Genomic DNA, 15,650 nt, shown 5'->3' on the forward strand with positions numbered 1-15,650 from the left:
GCGCATCCTACGGGCCGCCTCGGCCAATCAAACCTGTAGAGGCTGGGACGCCTGGTGCAAGCGATCAAGTTTGCTCTCCAAATAGCCAAGGAAGGCTTCGGTGCTCAAGGGGCGACCGCTGACTTTTTCAACCAATTGCTCCGCATTCACACTGCGTCCCAACGGGTGCACGTGCTCACGGAGCCAATCCAGTAGGGGCGTGACATCACCGCGATGCACATGGTCTTCTGGAGCACCGATGGCCTCCGTCATCGCTTCACTCAATTGCGCACTAATCAGGTGCCCCAACAGGTACGACGGGAAATAGCCAAACAGGCCTTCGCTCCAATGCACATCCTGAAGACATCCCTCCGCATCATTCATGGGGCGAACCCCCAAGAGCTCCCCATAACGCGTGTTCCACTCGCCGGGAAGATCCTTCACAGCCAAGCCCTTCTCGAGCAATGCGATCTCGAGATCAGTGCGGATCAGGATGTGTAAGCCGTAGCTGAGTTCATCAGCTTCAACGCGGTTCAAGCCGGGCGAGATGGGATTCATGGCCTGCCACATGTCCTGGGCACAGGTGAAGGGAGCTCCAGCCTGAGCAAAACGGGTCCACCACTGCTCCGCGAACGGACGACTCCGGGCAACGCGGTTCTCCCAGAACAACGACTGACTTTCATGAACGGCCATCGAGGTGGCCTGACCCAGCGGCCAGGCAAACCACTGATGGCTCTGGTCCGGAAGCCCTTGTTCATAGAGGGAGTGTCCCCATTCATGGGCGGTGGCCAGGAAGCACGACAACGGCTGACCTGGCACCACACGCGTGGTGATCCTGTAATCCGCCGGTCCCAACGTGATGGAGAAGGGGTGGGGAGAGCGGGCCATACAGGTGATGGCGGAGTTGCGGCCCCAGGCCTGCAGGAGCCCGTCACAGAGATGCTGCTGGCTCGACTCCTCGAGATCCCAGTCCGCTGATCGTGGGCGTGGGCGGGTGGATGCCTGAGCGACCAATTGCGGCAACCGTTGCCTTAACGGAGCAAACAGAGCCTCGAGACGCTCAAGCCGAAGGTCCGGTTCGAAGGGTTGAGCCAGGGTTTCCCAGCACGATCGAAGCTCGTCCAGCTGGTTGGCCTGCTCCTGGCGCAGGTCAATCAACGTCTGAAGCGCCGGTGCAAAAAGACTGAAATCAGACGCTGCTCGAGCCTGCTGCCACAGGTTGTACCCCTTGGCTTTGGCCGTCGCCAATGCAGCGACCAGGGCTGGATCGAGAGCCTGCTGCCTGCACAGGTCCTGCTCCAGCAAATCCAAATTGCGGCCCTGTTCGGGGCATCGTTCACCGGAGTTCCAATGCTCACGAGCTACGGCCAGCAGATCCGCATAGGCCGCGGAGCTCTGACGTGCATGAAGCTGGGTCGCCAGAAGCGTGAGCTGCTCACCTCGCCAGGGTGCACCACCAGAGGGCATGCGGGTGTTCTGGTCCCAATACAGGGTGCTCTGAATCGAACCCAGCAGCTGTGTTTCACGCAAATGGGCTCCCAGCTGCCCCCAAGCCGTTGCGGCAGAAGCCATCTCACTCTCCTTTCAATCAATTTAACGACCTTGGGGGTGGCATCGAAGCTGCGATGCAGGGCATGGTGAAGCAGTTCAGTCTTCCTGCATCGATGCGCCGACTGATGCTGCGCGCAGCCTTTGGGCTCGCCCTTCCCATGGCTCTTTGGCCGCTCAAACTGATCTATCGACAGCCATCGACCATCCCGTAAGCCGATCAGTTCAACTCACATCGGCCTCGGCACAGGGTCTCCAAATCCGCTCGCCCCGTGATCTGAAGCCGCCGGGACGCCCAAATCCCATAGATCCAATTGACCACGCCGCCGATCAACGGCCAGCGGGTCGGTGCATACAGCCACCCCAGACCAATCAGGCGGTACGCCTCGCGGAAGACGGCCACATCCCGGAGCACCTCACCGGAGCCCGCAATGGCATGAATGCGGCCCATGGCCTCCCGGTAGCTGATGCCGGCATGGGCCTCAGGGTCGTAAGCCGCAGCATCGATATCGACAAATTCCAGCCGGCCCAGAGAGTCACGCCGCTGCAGAAAACGAACTTCACGCACGCACAATGGACAGCCCCCGTCAAAAAGCAGCGTCAGTTCGGGGGCAGAGGGACTGGCCATGGGGTCAGACGGAGCTGAAGCACGCAAAGTAAGAAGAGAACGCTAGAGAGCGGTGGGAGTTCAGCAGATCCTGCATCAGATCTCAGTCCAAACCCCTGGGAAGGGCTTCACCCGTCTGGACGGTCGGTTGAACACCTGGATCCGCAACACAGGCCTTGACCAGGGCGTACTGCACCTCACGTGCCTGCACACGAGCGCAAGCCTCACGATCAACGAGAACGCTGATCCACGGGTTCTGCAAGACCTTGATGCATGGATGGCGGATGCCGTTCCAGAACACCGCCGGTATCTCCATGACGACGAAGGAGCGGATGACATGCCGGCCCATATCCGAACAGCACTCACCAGCCAGACCCTCAGCCTGAGCGTCAGTGGAGGACAGCTGCTGCTGGGCACCTGGCAAGCCGTGTACCTCTGGGAGCACCGCAGCGCTGCTCACAACAGAACGATCGCCTGCCACCTTTTCGGCGAACCATCCAGCGTCACGGCACCTCGTTCCACGACGCAGAACGCCTCAGCCAAGCCTCAAACCCTGTTGAGTCTTCGCAATGTGGAAAGAATCAATCAAGCCATTCAGGTACGACATGACCCCAATGCCTGGGAAACAGACAACGGCATCGATACAGACACCGATCTGATGATTGATCGATTGCATGACTTAAGTGATTGAGGATCAGCTCCATGACATTCGGACAGATTTGTCGGATTGTTGTCATCAGCGTTTTGATCGTCCTGTTCTGGTTTTGGATCGATCCAGCGTTTGCGGTCGTACTCGGAATCATTTCTATGGCGGTGCTGAGCGTTGCCAACCTCCATCCCAAGCCGCGTTGGGTCCGAAAATTTTGGGCTTATTGCATTGATCTGGGGCAGCACGACAGAGAGCTCCCTTAGGGGCCACGATCCCGCCACGATGGAAGGGTGAATCAGAGATCGCATGCCGATGGAACGTCTCGACGCCACCCAGATGTCGGCGCTCGCCACAGAACTACCCAACTGGAGAGTGCAGGGCGAACGGCTGCACCGCGATCTGCAATTCAAGAGCTTCGTGGAGGCGTTTGGATTCATGGCACAGGTCGCCCTACTGGCCGAATCCAAAAATCACCATCCGAACTGGAGCAATGTCTACAACCGCGTGTCGATCGATCTAACCACCCATGATCTCGGTGGGCTCAGCAGGCTCGATGTGGAACTGGCCACCGCAATCGACGGACTGTTGCCAGCATGAGTGCTGAGGGTCCTTGCGCATGACCACTGCACCAGCCACCTCCAACGTCCCCGTCACCATTCTCAGCGGCTTCCTCGGAGCAGGGAAGACCACGCTGCTGAACCACATCCTGACCAATCAGCAGGGGGTGAAGACTGCGGTGCTGGTGAACGAATTCGGCGAAATCGGAATCGACAACGATCTGATCGTCACCACCGATGAAGACATGGTGGAGCTAAGCAACGGTTGCATCTGCTGCTCGATCAACGACGAACTGATGGAGGCAGTGGAACGGGTCATGGAACGCCCTGAACCTCTCGACTACATCGTCGTCGAAACCACTGGTCTGGCCGATCCCCTGCCGGTTGCGATGACTTTTCTCGGCAGTGAACTGCGCGATCAGACCCGCCTTGATTCGATCATCACGTTGATCGATGCAGAAAACTTCGATGAAGTCGTGCTCGAGACGGAAGTTGGTCGAGCCCAGGTGATTTATGGCGACATCCTGCTGCTGAACAAGTGTGATCTCGTCTCCGAAGAGCGGCTTGAGGCCGTTGAGCAGAAACTCAGAGACGTCAAGAACGATGCCCGCATCCTGCGATCGGTGAAAGGGGATGTCCCCCTGGCCTTGCTGCTCAGTGTCGGCCTGTTCGAATCCGACAAGGTGAGTGCCCCCGCCGAGGATCCGAGCCTGAATCACAGCGACCACGACCACGAGCACGGTCATGGCCACAGCCATCACCACGACCACGGTCACGAACACGGGCACGACCATGGGCACGGGCACAATCATCACCACGACCACAGCCATCACCATGACCACAGCCATGGTGATCACGCGGACCATCAGGCGATCGAGGGATTCACCTCCGTGTCGTTCCAGAGTGATGGACCTTTCTCCTTGCGCAAGTTCCAGAACTTCCTCGACAACCAAATGCCCCAGGAGGTGTTCAGAGCCAAGGGAATCCTCTGGTTCAACGAAAGCGAACGACGCCATGTGTTCCATCTGGCAGGCAAACGGTTTTCGATCGACGACACCGACTGGACCGGTGATCGCAAGAACCAATTGGTGCTGATTGGCCGTGACATCGACCACAAGACCCTGCGGGAGCAACTCCAGGCTTGTGTGGCACCTGATGCGGGAAAAGGTTTCAGCTGATTCAGCAGAACCCATGAATGCTGCTTATTGTGCGTGCCATGGAAGACACCTCAATGGTCGAACCGCTGTTGCTCGGAACAGTCTTTGTTCTTGCAAGTTTGTTGTTGTGGCTTCTGGCTGACTCCGATGACGACAACGGTGGAGGCGGCCTGCGACAGCCTGTCCTTGTACCGATTCCTGTCCGTCATCACCAACGCTGAACACGTCGACAGCTCTTACTTAATCCCCCACTGAGATGGGGGATTTTTTATGGCAATGCGCGGCCACCGGTACGGCCGCTCCTCGGCTCAGCTCACGTCGGCATGCGGAAGCAACGTGACTCTGGCCCCATCCCGGAACGTGAGCCGGCAACGGGTTTGTGGAGGATGCTCCTGATCAATCGGACAGTGGGCACGCACCAATACATCGGCGATTCGGATTCGGTATTCCCATGCATCGCCCAGAAATTCACGCCCCAGAACACTGGCCTCTCCTTCGGCATCAGCGATGACATTGATGTCGTGAGGGTCTACCAGAACACAACAATCACCGGATGCTCGGCGGTCTGCCAACACCATGGGCTTCGCTTCATCCAGATCGCCCAGCAGACAGGACAACTGCCCTCGCTCCCGCGACTGAACGGGAATCAAGTTGCGTTGAAGCACGAAGGACCCCACAAACGGCGTCGCCGGTGATCGCACAATGTCTTGTGGAGAGGCGCATTGATGCAAAACGCCATCCCTCATGACAGCGACGCGATCGCAGATCGCCAAGGCTTCTCCCGGATCATGGGTGACGATCACGCCGCTGGCGCCACAGGCGTCCAGCACAGAAGCGAGCTCACTTCGCAGTCGCAGCCTCACCTCCACATCCAGACTGGAGAAGGGCTCATCCAGGAGCACAACCCTTGGAGCTGGGGCCAGGGCTCGCGCCAAGGCCAGCCGTTGACGCTGACCACCGGACAGCTGGTGCGGATAGCGCTGCTCCAATCCATGCAACCCCAGCAACTCAAACAGCCAGGCCACCCGCTCAGGGTTGGGGTGCCGCTGGGGCAGACCAAAACTGGCGTTCTGCCAGGCATTCAGATGAGGAAACAGCGCATAGTCCTGAAAGACCATGCCAACACCCCTGCGTTCTGGCTCCATCCATGCCCCTTCCCCAGCCACGGTGCGCTGGGCCAGCTTCACCGTGCCCCGCTGAGGGCGCTCAAAGCCAGCAATCAAGCGCAGGAGGGTGGTTTTACCGCAACCGGAGGGGCCGAGTAAACCCAGCAGCTCCCCTTGCGCCACTTGAAGATCGACCCCCTGAAGGGTCCAGCCCTCGGAAGCATTGCCGTAGCAATGCCAGACACCGTTCAACTCAACCGTCGGCTCCATCGGGAGCAGCTGTTCCACAGATCCAAGCAGCTTGGGAACGGACAGAGCATATGAGTGTGCCAAATGATCGATGCTGGTGTGCGTTTTGCACGTCCTGGGCTGACCAACCATCAACGCCTTGTCCGCCATCGGACGCACTGATCGCTGGGATGAATGGTTTGCTGATCGTCTGCCTGACCCACCCCCTTTATCGCCAGACTCATTCCAGGGCAATGTCGCAACGACGGTGTCCGGCCCATCGCTCAATTGACGTTGCTGACCAACCGGATTGTTCCAAGCCCGAGCCGGCTGGCCCTCTTTCTGCTCGCTTCGATCACAGCCCTGATTGCCATCTGGCCGGTGCTGACGTTGGTGCAGGAGGCCATCAAAACCCTGCAGAGCGGCTTCACCGATCTTGGCCCCGATGGGATGCGCCAGGTGCTGGGCACGATCAAGCTGCTCCTAGGAACAGCCACATTGGGCACCGTGCTGGGCACGACCAATGGATGGCTGCTGTGCAACTGCCGTTTTCCTGGCCGCCAATGGCTGCGGATTGCCCAGCTGATTCCGCTGGCAACACCGGCCTATCTGCTCTCAGCAACACTGATCGATCTGGGGAGTCGCCACAGCTGGACCATTCACGGCATGGGCTGGGGCATCACTGTCATGGCCTTGACCACCTACCCCTACGTGTTTCTGCTGAGCACAGAAAATTTCTCCGTCAGCGGCCGGCGTCAGCTGGAGGCGTGTCGCAGCCTGGGGGTCGGCCCGTGGTCAGCCTTCGGTCGCGTTGCCTTGCCGATCGCTCTTCCCGCGATCGGGGCCGGTGTCGCCCTGATGGGGATGGAAGTTGTCAATGAGCTCGGTGCTGTTCAGCTCCTCGGGATACCAAGCCTCTCCGCGGGCATCCTCGAAACCTGGCAATCCGACGGCAATCCTTCTGGAGCCATCAGCTTGGCCTTGATCACGTTGGTGATCGTGCTGGGTTTGGTGATCTGTGAACGCAGCCTGCGCAGCCGCAGTCGGCGCTGGTGTGATGGGGTGGCCGGTGGAGATTCAACGGCCTGGCCCCTGAATGGAATACGGGCAGTGGTGGCTCAACTGCTGGCGATCATCCCTCCTGTGTTGAGCCTGGGAACCCCACTGCTGTGGGCCGCCACAAACCTGGATCAGCTCCAAAACGGCTGGAACGACGATCTGATCAGCCTGAGTGGGCGCAGTCTCCTACTGGCCCTGGCTGCCGCCGTTATGGCGGTTGCGGCAGCTCTGGTGCTGGCCATCGCCAAACGCTGGTCTGATGCCCGATGGCTGAAAAGCCTCACCTTCCTGGCGGGAACGGGCTACGCAATCCCCGGCACCGTTCTGGCTCTAGCCCTGCTGCTCACCGGAGCCCCCTGGCAGGTCGCCCCGTTGCTTCTGCTCCTATGGGGATACAGCGTCCGTTTTCTGGCAGTAGCAAAAGGGGGGTTAGACGCTGCACTCGAGCGGATCAGCCCAAGCCTCGATGAAGCGGCCACGGGGATGGGTTCCCCGTGGCAAAGCGTGCTCCAACGGGTGCACTTGCCTCTGCTGCGCGGGCCTATCACCGTCGGCTTGTTGCTGGTCTTTGTCGACACAGTGAAAGAGCTTCCCCTCACCTTTGCCCTGCGGCCGTTCGACTTCGACACCCTCTCAGTGCGGGTGTTCCAATACGCCGGCGATGAACGGTTGGCCGAAGCACTGTTGCCGGCCCTGATGATCCTCGTGCTGGGGCTGATCGCCGCAATGGCTCTGGTGCCGACGCTGGATTACGCCTCCAGCAGGGACGGGTCGTCATCCCCGCAGCAACCTCTCTGAGGAATTGCGCTGGAGCTCCCCGGCACGGGTGTTGAGACGGAGAGGGAGTGTCGACCAGGACAGCGGCTGTCCCGTTGAAACGGCATAGGTGGTTTCTTTGATGTCACCCCTCAACCCATCCATCTCCAACAACGTGAAGGTCTGCTGAGCTGAAGTTCCACCGTCCAGCAAGCGCCGGGGGCCACTGCCCAGCGCACCGAGCTGGATGAGATCGAGCTGGCCACGGCGACCGGAGAACCAAGCGTGATGGTGACCACTGATGTAGCCCTGCACTCCGGCGTTCTCCATCAGGGCCTGGAGCGCGCTCCCCCGGTCCAATACCTCACCAGGGCGATCCTTACCCTGACCAACACCGACCAGGGGCAGATGACCAACCACGAATCGTGCACGAGCGGTTTGTGCCTTCGTACTGGCCAACTGTTGTTGTGCCCAAACCAGCTGGTCCTCAGGAACACGGGCTGAGCTGGCATCCCAGACCAGCCAGAAGATCCCGTCCTGCAGCACCGTGTAGCGAAATGGGAACTGAGAGGCATCCACAAACGCCAATCCCAAGCGTGAACGGATCGGGGTCCAGAACCGGGAAACAGCGGCACGATCAGCCGGAAAACCCGGTGAACCGTCATGGTTCCCGATCGCCGGCAGCAGCGGGATGCCGGCCGTCTGAAGCAGCCGTAGAACCGACGTTTCGAACCCCCGCCACATCGCATCGAGCTGCAGCCCCGTGAGGCCTCGCATCTGGCCCGCGACCATGTCCCCTGCACACACGACCAGATCCGGCTGAAGGGCAATCAGCTGGTCCAGCCCCTGATGAACGGCAGGGATGTAGCTGGTGGCTCCATAACTGCTGTTGAGATCACTGATCAAGCCGACACGTAGCGCCGCCCGCCTGGCAGCGCTCAAGGGCAGGGCCACGGCACTGAGACCGGTGCCAAGCACCAGCTGCAGCATCCGGCGACGACTCAGCACCACAACAGCCAGGGGGTCAGCATGAACGTTTCAAACGTTGCTCCACCAGCCGATCCGCCACAAGTGCCGCGCTGGCAACAACATCCGCAAGGGTGGACAAGAGCCGATAACTGAGCACGACGGCCAGCAACTGCGCTTCCGGCACGGCAGGACCCAACCGAAGCAGCAAGGTGGCTTCAAAGACCCCCAGACCACCAGGGGCACCGGGGACCACCAGCCCAACGGCATAGGCCAGTCCAAATGCTGCGAGCCAGGTGAATGGCGCCGGGCTGCGAATGCCAAAGGCCTGCACGCTGCACCAGAACCCGGCAAAGCGGCAGAGCACAAACAGCAGCTGAAGCGTGAGTGGCCACCAGGGGTAGCCGCCGCGACCGCTCCCCTCACTCTCCAGTGGCCCGCCGCCAGCGGACTGCAACTGCGCCGCCTTCGAACGCTCCAGCCGACGCAGGAGCGGCTCCCGCCACCGCGGAATCATCAGGAGCGCTGGCAAGGGAGCGAGCAGTGCGAGGCCCTGCTGCCATCCACCAGCAACCACAACAAGAACGGACGCCGCCACGATCAGGAGCGGATCAAGAATCACACCGGCCAGGGCCGGTCCACCGCCAATCACCGGGCGCAGCACCCGGACCCGCTCCACCAGATGCCAGATTCCACCTGGCAGGTACTTCAGCAGGTTGCTGCGCACAAAAAGCGGCACCACCGCGAGGCCTTGGGGAGGGTGCTTCAACCAGACCAGCAGGTCGCGCCAGGCCAGACCATTGATCAGGATGCTGAGCCAAGTCAGGCCCAGACCCAACAACAGCCACCACCAACCATTGGCCACCAGGCTCAGCTGGCGAAGCTGGTCAGCCTGCTGGGCCATGGCCACAGCGATGAAGACCAGGCTGGCCAGCGTGATCCAGAGCTTGGGCTGGCGAAGGATTTTGCCCATCAGGTCCAGTCTTCCGTGCTGACAAACGGTGCAGCAGCTGCGGCAGCCCTCAACTCATCAAGACCACACCCAGTGCTGGCCTGAAGAGCCTCCAGGGCATCAGCTTCGGCTTTGACAGTGCAACGACCATCCGGGCGCCGCACTTGTTTGGCGGCGAGGGGACCCCAGGGGGTGTCGAGCACACCATGGCGCCTCGGCAACACCCAGCGTCCCTGGCGCCGCTCCCGCAAACCAATGCTGCTGCCAGCACTGAGCCAAAGCCGGCGCATCTCGTCGGCATCACCATCCCGCACCAACGCAGTTATGGCCTGACCACTGCGGCCCTTTTTCATCAACAACGGCTGCACCGCCACATCAATCGCCCCCGCATCTCGCAACCGATTGGCCAATGCCGCAACCTCCTCAGGGGTGGCGTCATCAATCCAGGCTTCCTGAACGACCAGCGACTCCCAGCGGGGACCTGCAACTGCATCCACCGACGGGGTGTGGAGCACCAAGCGCACCAGGTTGGGGCGATCCAGCTGGCGATGGCCGAGGCCGACGCCGATTTTTTCGGCCACCAGAACATCAGGGGCCACAAAGCGATCCGCCAGCACCGACACCAAGGCCAGACCCGTGGGCGTCACCAATTCCCCGGTGGGCAGGTCACCACCCTGTAGAAGCGGAATGCGGTGACGACGCGCCAGTTCAAGCACTGCAGGAACGGGGACGGGCAACAGGCCATGGGCTGTTGACACCGTCCCGCTCCCGGCAGGCAACGGGGAACAGACCACCTCTCCCGGGTTGAGATCTTGCATCGCGGCACAGACCCCCACCACATCCACAAGGGCATCGATGGCCCCCACTTCATGGAAGTGAACGGCCTCCGCCGAGGTCCCATGCACCGTGGCTTCGGCTTCCGCCAGGCGGGTGAACACGGCAAGAACGGTTTGCTTCAGCGATGGAGCCAAGGCAGCTGCATGGATCTGATCGCGGATCTCCGACCAGTGGCGGTGGGGAGGCTGATCCTCGATCCCCTGCACATCAACGCGGATCCCCCGCAGTCCGCCGCTGCGCGCCTGGTGCTGGGTGAGGCGGTAGCGCCCTGCCAAACCGAGGGCCGCCAGGGGCGACTCCACAACGGCCTGATCCACACCGAGATCCAACAGGGCGGCAAGGAGCATGTCCCCCGCCAAACCCGTTGGCGCATCAATCCAGAGCGCGCTCATCGCCCCAGACGCGGGGCCGCCTCCAACAGCGCAACCGCCTCACGGTCAAGCGCCTGACGCTGCTGACGCAGTTGCTGCTCGATCTCCCGACGGGCCCGACGCTGCTCCCGCTGAGCGGTGGCAACGTCATGGCCGGACAGTCCCCAGAGCCGTCCCAGCAAAGCGCGGTCATCTGCACCACCACGGGCCTGACCGAAGACCACGGTCTCCGCCGCGATGCCGGCCTGGAGCACCCGGCTCCAACGCCGCAGATCCTCGAGGGGCATCCGAACACTATCCGGCACGGTGAACTCAGTGGCACCACTGCTGCGCAGCCCAGCACGCACACAGGCAAGGGTTCCAACCAGCACCTGCTGCACCGGAAGTTGCTCCTCTTCCGCAATCAGGACATGGCCCGCCTCATGCACCGCAATCCGACGCAGACGCTCCTGACCACCGGGCAAGGCTTCGGCCAGGATGTGGCCACCCATGCCCTGCCAGGTGGCGGCATCAACACTGAGGGTGACCAGAGCACCCCCAACAGCCACCACAATCCAAGCGGAGGACAGACCCAAGGCAGGGCCAAAGGCTCCGAGAACGGTGATGCCGGCAACAGCGACACCAGCGCGCAATACCCCCGTGGACCCCTGCCCCCCCTCCGCCATCAGCTCCGAACGCGGGAGGTGGCACGACCTCGGCCTCCCTTGGATTTGCCACCACGCGTCGGCATCGGGGCAATCACCTCGTGCTGTTCCAGATGAAGTTCCTGTCCCTGCCGGCGAAGGTCAAGGCTGACGAAGTGGCGCAGGTTTTCCAGGGGAAGCTCACCCTTGATCTGGAGCTTGAAGGGGAGCGGCCGCTGGCCGTCAGCCCGGGCCTGCTGCCGCACCTTCACCACCATTTCGCCGGTCTCGGGCTTGGTGAAGATCAACTCCCCTCTGATGGAGAAGTAGTCGTCTCCCTCGGGCAAGGTATCTGAGGCGTCCGCTTGCTCCGGCGAAAGAGTGCTGGGTTCCCAGACACCAGCAATCTGAAGATGGAGATGATCACTTTCGCGGCTTCTGGGGTACACCACCCAGAGGTGCGGTTGATCCAAGGGCAGATGCCGCCGGATCAAGGTGAGCACTCGACCGAGCACGACGGTTTCCAGGGGGACCCCCTGGGCATCGGTCAACGTGCCGCGGGTGAGTTGGTCGGGATCGGTAGGGGCGTAGGTGCCCCGAACGAGACCGATGGCCCGGTACTGCAACGGCTCTGTGACCGGGGGAATCGGATGGGCGCGCATTGATCCAGATCCGGGTGGAGTTAAAAGCCCTTGTGAAGACTGTAGCCAGCCCACCGCAATCACCTCAGACTGAAATAGCTGATTCGTGATCGGATGCAGAGCCCGCGCCGGATCCTGTTGCTGCTGGTGTCCATGGTTGGAGCTGCACTGGTCGGTTGGATCGCTGCTGCCTCCATGGCCCCTGAAACCCGCGCCCGCGGAAGTCGTCTGGCTGAAGATCCTCAGGTCGAATCCCTGATGCAGCAACTCCAGCTCCAGGAGGAGCTCAGCGAGGCAGAACGTGTTCTCCTTCTGGAACGTTTGATTGCTCTGGAACGCCTTCAGGAAGCCGAAGTGGCGCTGCAACCGTGGATCACGGCTCGTTCTACCCCCCGCGAACTCACCTTGTTCAAAGCGGAGCTGCAACGCCTCAATGGCCAGCCCGAGGCAGCCCGACGCAGCCTCAATCAATTGATGCGCTTGCATCCGAATGATCCGCAGGTTTTGCAATTGCTGGTGCTGCTGGATCAGCAGCGGGGACGCCAAATTCAGGCCAAGACTGAACTCACCACCCGTTTCAAGAGCCTGGAACCGGGACAACGTCTGGAGATCGGTCTGCTTCTTGCCGATCTCTTACGTCAAAGCGGATCCCACCAGGAAGCGGTCAACCTGTATCGCCAACTGGCTGCAGAGGAGCCGAGCAACACAAGGCCCTTGCTGGCCCTTGCGCTGTTGCAGCAGGACAAAGGCCACACAAAGGATGTTGAAGATCTGCTGAAGCAGGCCCGCCAACGGCGGGATTCAAACGGACAGATCGATCCATTGATCGATGTTCTGGCAGGACGGCTCGGATTGAGCGCTGCACGCAATGCCGCCTCGGAACAACCTGGTCCTACGGCGATTCGGGCTGATTCTGGAAGGCCTTGAGGGCCTCATCAATGGCATCGGAAGGTGGCGTGGCGTCATCCATGGCCGTCGACCTCCGGATCCTGTTCATCAGATCCATGGGGTTAGCGGCGTCGAGAACGGAGCCGTTGTCATTGGTGTTTCCGTAAATCTCTCGTTCTTCGCGGTTCTGATAAGGCGCATCCACCTGGGCGTTTGCGCCAACAGGGATGGTCGCTGCGATCAGGCAGGGCAGAACAAGTTGTGCGACAGCCGCAAGACGGGAGGACATCAGCGGATTTCGGGGTGGGCTGATGCTAAGGGTCTTTTTCACCACCGGATCAACCGTGCAGATCGCCACCTGGAACGTGAATTCCGTTCGCACGCGACTAGATCAGGTGCTCAGTTGGCTGGAGAACGAGCAACCGGATCTTCTTTGTCTGCAGGAAACCAAGGTTGATGACCCGCTGTTTCCTTTGCAGGACTTCAAATCTGCTGGCTGGCACGTGCACATCCATGGCCAGAAGGCTTACAACGGCGTCGCCCTGATCAGCCGCGACCCCTTGGAGGATGTGCGCTGCGGATTCGTTGGGGAGCTCCCTGAAGAGGCTGAAGCTGCGGATCTCGGCGAACAGAAACGCGTGATCAGCGCACTGCTAAATGGCGTCCGCGTGCTCAACCTCTATGTGCCGAATGGATCAAGCCTGAAATCAGAGAAATATCCCTACAAACTGACCTGGCTTGGTTGCCTCAAGCGTTACCTCGAGGCCCAGCAGGAGCGCGGCGAACCGCTGTGCATGGTCGGTGACTTCAACATCGGGCTTGAAGCACGCGACCTTCCCGACCCCGACCGACAAACCGGCGGCATCATGGCCAGCGATGCTGAACGCAGTGCTCTTCGTGCCGCCCTTGGGGAGCGTCTTCAGGACGTGTTCAGGGTCTTCGAGCCAGATTCCGGCCACTGGAGCTGGTGGGATTACCGCAGCGGCGCCTGGGACCGGGACCGCGGCTGGCGCATTGATCACATTTATCTCTGCGAGGAACTGCTGGGGCTCGCCCGGAGCTGCATCATTCACAAAGGCATGCGCGGCAAAGTGCAACCCAGTGACCACGCACCGGTCAGCGTTGACCTCGATTGGCCTCCATCCGATGACGACAACGATGACCTGCTGTTCTGATGGCCGTCAGTAGAGCTCCACGCCTGCTGGCAGCGTGACCATGCGTTTGGCCGATTCCCCACAGGTGCGCGGCGTGGGCAGCACCTTGCCGGGATTGGCGCGGTTGTCGGGGTCGAAGGCAGAGCGCAACAGACCCATCGTCTCCAGATCATCCGGGCCGAACATCCAGTCGAGATAACAACGCTTGTCGGCCCCGACACCATGCTCACCGCTGATGCTGCCCCCGGCGTCGAGACACACCCGCAGGATGGCGGCACCGAGTTCCTTCACGCTCCGCTCCACATCGGGCTGATCCAGGGAATACAGGATCAATGGATGAAGGTTGCCATCACCCGCATGGAAAACATTGGCCACGGGCAGGCCGTGCTCCTGGCTGAGCCGTTCAATCGCGGCAAGCACCGACGGAAGGCTGCTGCGAGGCACCACACCGTCTTGCACGTAGTAGGTGGGCGTGATTTTGCCGACCGCTGAAAAGGCAGATTTACGCCCTTTCCAGAGCACAGCGCACTCCGTGGGGTCCTGGGCCCGACGCAGGCCACGGGCCCCCGCTGCCCGACACAGCTCATCGGCACGTTCTGCTGATGCCTGAACCTCAGCGTCCTGGCCATCCAGCTCAATCAACAGCACCGCTGCAGCGTCACGGGGGTACTCGTCGTAACCGAAAAAATCGTTCACGGCGTTGATGGTGACGTTATCCATGATTTCCATCCCGGCCGGCAGCAAACCGCTCGCGGTCACAGATCGCACCGCTTCCCCCGCAGCTTCCATCGTGGCGAAATCCGCCAACAGCACGTTCACGCACTCCGGCGCCCGGAGCAGGCGCAGGGTGATGGCCGTCGCGATGCCCAGCGTCCCTTCACTGCCGATGAAGGCACCACGTAGATCCAACTCGCAGGATTCCGCCAGCCCGTTACCCAGCTGGGTGGTTGTTCCGTCGGGCAACACCACTTCAAGCCCCAGCACGTGGTTGCTGGTCACGCCGTACTTGAGGCAGTGCACCCCTCCTGAATTTTCTGCCACGTTGCCGCCAATGCTGCAGACCACCTGACTGGACGGATCCGGGGCGTAATAGAACCCTTCACCCGCCACAGCCCGCGTCACCCAGCTGTTGATGACCCCAGGCTGAACCTTGACCCGCTGATTGGCTAAATCAAGCTCGAGCACCCGACGCATCCGACTGGTAACCACCAAGAGCGCTTGCTGATCCACCAGCGCTCCCCCCGAAAGGCCGGTACCGCTGCCGCGAGCCACGAATGGGACACCGTGTTGATGGCAGCACCGCAGGACGGCGGAGACCTGATCAGTGGTTTCTGGCAGCACCGCAAGGGGTGGGCAATGACGCTCAAGCGTCAGTCCGTCACAGTCGTAACTCAGCAGTTCCTGACGCTTCGCCACGATGGCCCGAGGGGGCAGACAGCGGCGCAGATCCCTCTCCAGAACTGACCAGTCGTGGCTCACAGCGATCTCGATCTGACCCAAGACTACGCATCAAAAAGCTTGCGAAGTGGGCAATTAAGAAACACAGCAAACAGAACTGGACGTTCCTGAGTC

At 61.1% G+C, this 15,650-nt stretch carries 17 protein-coding genes; 7 read left to right on the top strand and 10 right to left on the bottom strand.

The genetic code is table 11. From position 1 onward, the window contains the following. Positions 1-27: 27 nt before the first annotated feature. Together NCN06_RS04050 and NCN06_RS04055 are read right to left on the bottom strand one after the other, a co-directional pair. The gene (locus tag NCN06_RS04050; protein WP_226398264.1) at positions 28-1,551 is read right to left on the bottom strand and encodes a carboxypeptidase M32; all 1,524 of its coding nucleotides are present in this window, start codon (positions 1,549-1,551) and stop codon (positions 28-30) included. A gap of 196 nt (positions 1,552-1,747) precedes the next feature. Further along, a complete protein-coding gene (locus tag NCN06_RS04055; RefSeq protein ID WP_226398265.1) occupies positions 1,748-2,155 on the bottom strand; it encodes a thiol-disulfide oxidoreductase DCC family protein in 408 nt (135 codons plus the stop codon). 52 nt (positions 2,156-2,207) lie between these two features. On the opposite strand from NCN06_RS04055, the gene NCN06_RS04060 reads away from it, so the two are divergent. The 4 genes from NCN06_RS04060 (at position 2,208) to NCN06_RS04075 (ending at position 4,718) form a co-directional block, all read left to right on the top strand. Further along, positions 2,208-2,825 (top strand): secondary thiamine-phosphate synthase enzyme YjbQ, encoded by a 618-nt coding sequence (locus tag NCN06_RS04060; RefSeq protein ID WP_226398266.1) that lies wholly within the window; start codon positions 2,208-2,210, stop codon positions 2,823-2,825. A 264-nt stretch (positions 2,826-3,089) separates the two neighbouring features. Beyond that, positions 3,090-3,380, top strand: a complete 291-nt coding sequence (locus tag NCN06_RS04065; RefSeq protein ID WP_115023999.1) for a 4a-hydroxytetrahydrobiopterin dehydratase — start codon at positions 3,090-3,092, stop codon at positions 3,378-3,380. 19 nt (positions 3,381-3,399) lie between these two features. Then, positions 3,400-4,518 (top strand): CobW family GTP-binding protein, encoded by a 1,119-nt coding sequence (locus NCN06_RS04070; RefSeq protein ID WP_226398267.1) that lies wholly within the window; start codon positions 3,400-3,402, stop codon positions 4,516-4,518. A gap of 17 nt (positions 4,519-4,535) precedes the next feature. Then, a complete protein-coding gene (locus NCN06_RS04075) occupies positions 4,536-4,718 on the top strand; it encodes a hypothetical protein (RefSeq protein WP_115024002.1) in 183 nt (60 codons plus the stop codon). A gap of 87 nt (positions 4,719-4,805) precedes the next feature. Here NCN06_RS04075 and NCN06_RS04080 read toward each other — a convergent pair whose 3' ends face one another. Then, positions 4,806-5,873 carry an ABC transporter ATP-binding protein gene (locus tag NCN06_RS04080; RefSeq protein ID WP_115024339.1) on the bottom strand — a complete coding sequence of 356 codons (1,068 nt, stop codon included), beginning with the start codon at positions 5,871-5,873 and terminating at the stop codon, positions 4,806-4,808. Between the two features lie 246 nt (positions 5,874-6,119). On the opposite strand from NCN06_RS04080, the gene NCN06_RS04085 reads away from it, so the two are divergent. Further along, entirely contained in the window at positions 6,120-7,688 is a 1,569-nt protein-coding gene (locus NCN06_RS04085) for an ABC transporter permease (protein WP_226398268.1), read from the top strand. On the opposite strand, the gene NCN06_RS04090 is transcribed toward NCN06_RS04085, so the two are convergent. The 5 genes from NCN06_RS04090 to patR are packed head-to-tail and all read right to left on the bottom strand — an operon-like array spanning position 7,665 to position 12,057. After that, complete coding sequence (locus NCN06_RS04090) at positions 7,665-8,636, bottom strand: metallophosphoesterase family protein (RefSeq protein WP_115024341.1); 972 nt, start codon at positions 8,634-8,636, stop codon at positions 7,665-7,667. The two genes, NCN06_RS04085 and NCN06_RS04090, sit on opposite strands and share 24 nt — an antisense overlap. A gap of 34 nt (positions 8,637-8,670) precedes the next feature. Further along, the gene (locus tag NCN06_RS04095; RefSeq protein WP_115024004.1) at positions 8,671-9,585 is read right to left on the bottom strand and encodes a lysylphosphatidylglycerol synthase domain-containing protein; all 915 of its coding nucleotides are present in this window, start codon (positions 9,583-9,585) and stop codon (positions 8,671-8,673) included. Beyond that, complete coding sequence (gene larC, locus NCN06_RS04100) at positions 9,585-10,793, bottom strand: nickel pincer cofactor biosynthesis protein LarC (RefSeq protein WP_250398697.1); 1,209 nt, start codon at positions 10,791-10,793, stop codon at positions 9,585-9,587. The genes NCN06_RS04095 and larC overlap by 1 nt, the downstream gene beginning before the upstream one ends. After that, complete coding sequence (locus NCN06_RS04105) at positions 10,790-11,437, bottom strand: hypothetical protein (RefSeq protein ID WP_226398271.1); 648 nt, start codon at positions 11,435-11,437, stop codon at positions 10,790-10,792. Before NCN06_RS04105 ends, larC begins: the two co-directional genes overlap by 4 nt. Next, entirely contained in the window at positions 11,437-12,057 is a 621-nt protein-coding gene (gene patR / locus NCN06_RS04110; RefSeq protein ID WP_226398272.1) for a heterocyst master regulator PatR, read from the bottom strand. The genes NCN06_RS04105 and patR overlap by 1 nt, the downstream gene beginning before the upstream one ends. Before the next feature lie 93 nt (positions 12,058-12,150). Between patR and NCN06_RS04115 the strand changes: the two genes are divergently transcribed. Then, on the top strand, positions 12,151-12,963 hold the full coding sequence (locus tag NCN06_RS04115) for a tetratricopeptide repeat protein (RefSeq protein ID WP_226398273.1): 813 nt from the start codon (positions 12,151-12,153) through the stop codon (positions 12,961-12,963). Here NCN06_RS04115 and NCN06_RS04120 read toward each other — a convergent pair. Continuing rightward, positions 12,929-13,213 (bottom strand): hypothetical protein, encoded by a 285-nt coding sequence (locus NCN06_RS04120; protein WP_115024011.1) that lies wholly within the window; start codon positions 13,211-13,213, stop codon positions 12,929-12,931. The two genes, NCN06_RS04115 and NCN06_RS04120, sit on opposite strands and share 35 nt — an antisense overlap. A gap of 55 nt (positions 13,214-13,268) precedes the next feature. Between NCN06_RS04120 and xth the strand changes: the two genes are divergently transcribed. Next, positions 13,269-14,099 carry an exodeoxyribonuclease III gene (gene xth, locus NCN06_RS04125; RefSeq protein ID WP_250398698.1) on the top strand — a complete coding sequence of 277 codons (831 nt, stop codon included), beginning with the start codon at positions 13,269-13,271 and terminating at the stop codon, positions 14,097-14,099. 6 nt (positions 14,100-14,105) lie between these two features. On the opposite strand, the gene NCN06_RS04130 is transcribed toward xth, so the two are convergent. Then, the gene (locus tag NCN06_RS04130) at positions 14,106-15,557 is read right to left on the bottom strand and encodes an FAD-linked oxidase C-terminal domain-containing protein (protein ID WP_226398340.1); all 1,452 of its coding nucleotides are present in this window, start codon (positions 15,555-15,557) and stop codon (positions 14,106-14,108) included. Between the last annotated feature and the right edge of the window lie 93 nt (positions 15,558-15,650).

The sequence above is a fragment of the Synechococcus sp. MU1648 genome (genome assembly GCF_023630615.1).
GTDB lineage: Bacteria > Cyanobacteriota > Cyanobacteriia > PCC-6307 > Cyanobiaceae > Parasynechococcus.

Bases quoted from the DNA above. Each gene is read 5' to 3' on its own strand.
- NCN06_RS04050 (WP_226398264.1), bottom strand. From the start codon at position 1,551: ATGGCTTCTGCCGCAACGGCTTGGGGGCAGCTGGGAGCCCATTTGCGT.
- NCN06_RS04055 (WP_226398265.1), bottom strand. From the start codon at position 2,155: ATGGCCAGTCCCTCTGCCCCCGAACTGACGCTGCTTTTTGACGGGGGC.
- NCN06_RS04065 (WP_115023999.1), top strand. From the start codon at position 3,090: ATGCCGATGGAACGTCTCGACGCCACCCAGATGTCGGCGCTCGCCACA.
- NCN06_RS04070 (WP_226398267.1), top strand. From the start codon at position 3,400: ATGACCACTGCACCAGCCACCTCCAACGTCCCCGTCACCATTCTCAGC.
- NCN06_RS04075 (WP_115024002.1), top strand. From the start codon at position 4,536: ATGCTGCTTATTGTGCGTGCCATGGAAGACACCTCAATGGTCGAACCG.
- NCN06_RS04080 (WP_115024339.1), bottom strand. From the start codon at position 5,873: ATGGAGCCGACGGTTGAGTTGAACGGTGTCTGGCATTGCTACGGCAAT.
- NCN06_RS04090 (WP_115024341.1), bottom strand. From the start codon at position 8,636: ATGCTGCAGCTGGTGCTTGGCACCGGTCTCAGTGCCGTGGCCCTGCCC.
- NCN06_RS04095 (WP_115024004.1), bottom strand. From the start codon at position 9,585: ATGGGCAAAATCCTTCGCCAGCCCAAGCTCTGGATCACGCTGGCCAGC.
- larC (WP_250398697.1), bottom strand. From the start codon at position 10,793: ATGAGCGCGCTCTGGATTGATGCGCCAACGGGTTTGGCGGGGGACATG.
- NCN06_RS04105 (WP_226398271.1), bottom strand. From the start codon at position 11,437: ATGGCGGAGGGGGGGCAGGGGTCCACGGGGGTATTGCGCGCTGGTGTC.
- patR (WP_226398272.1), bottom strand. From the start codon at position 12,057: ATGCGCGCCCATCCGATTCCCCCGGTCACAGAGCCGTTGCAGTACCGG.
- NCN06_RS04115 (WP_226398273.1), top strand. From the start codon at position 12,151: ATGCAGAGCCCGCGCCGGATCCTGTTGCTGCTGGTGTCCATGGTTGGA.
- NCN06_RS04120 (WP_115024011.1), bottom strand. From the start codon at position 13,213: ATGTCCTCCCGTCTTGCGGCTGTCGCACAACTTGTTCTGCCCTGCCTG.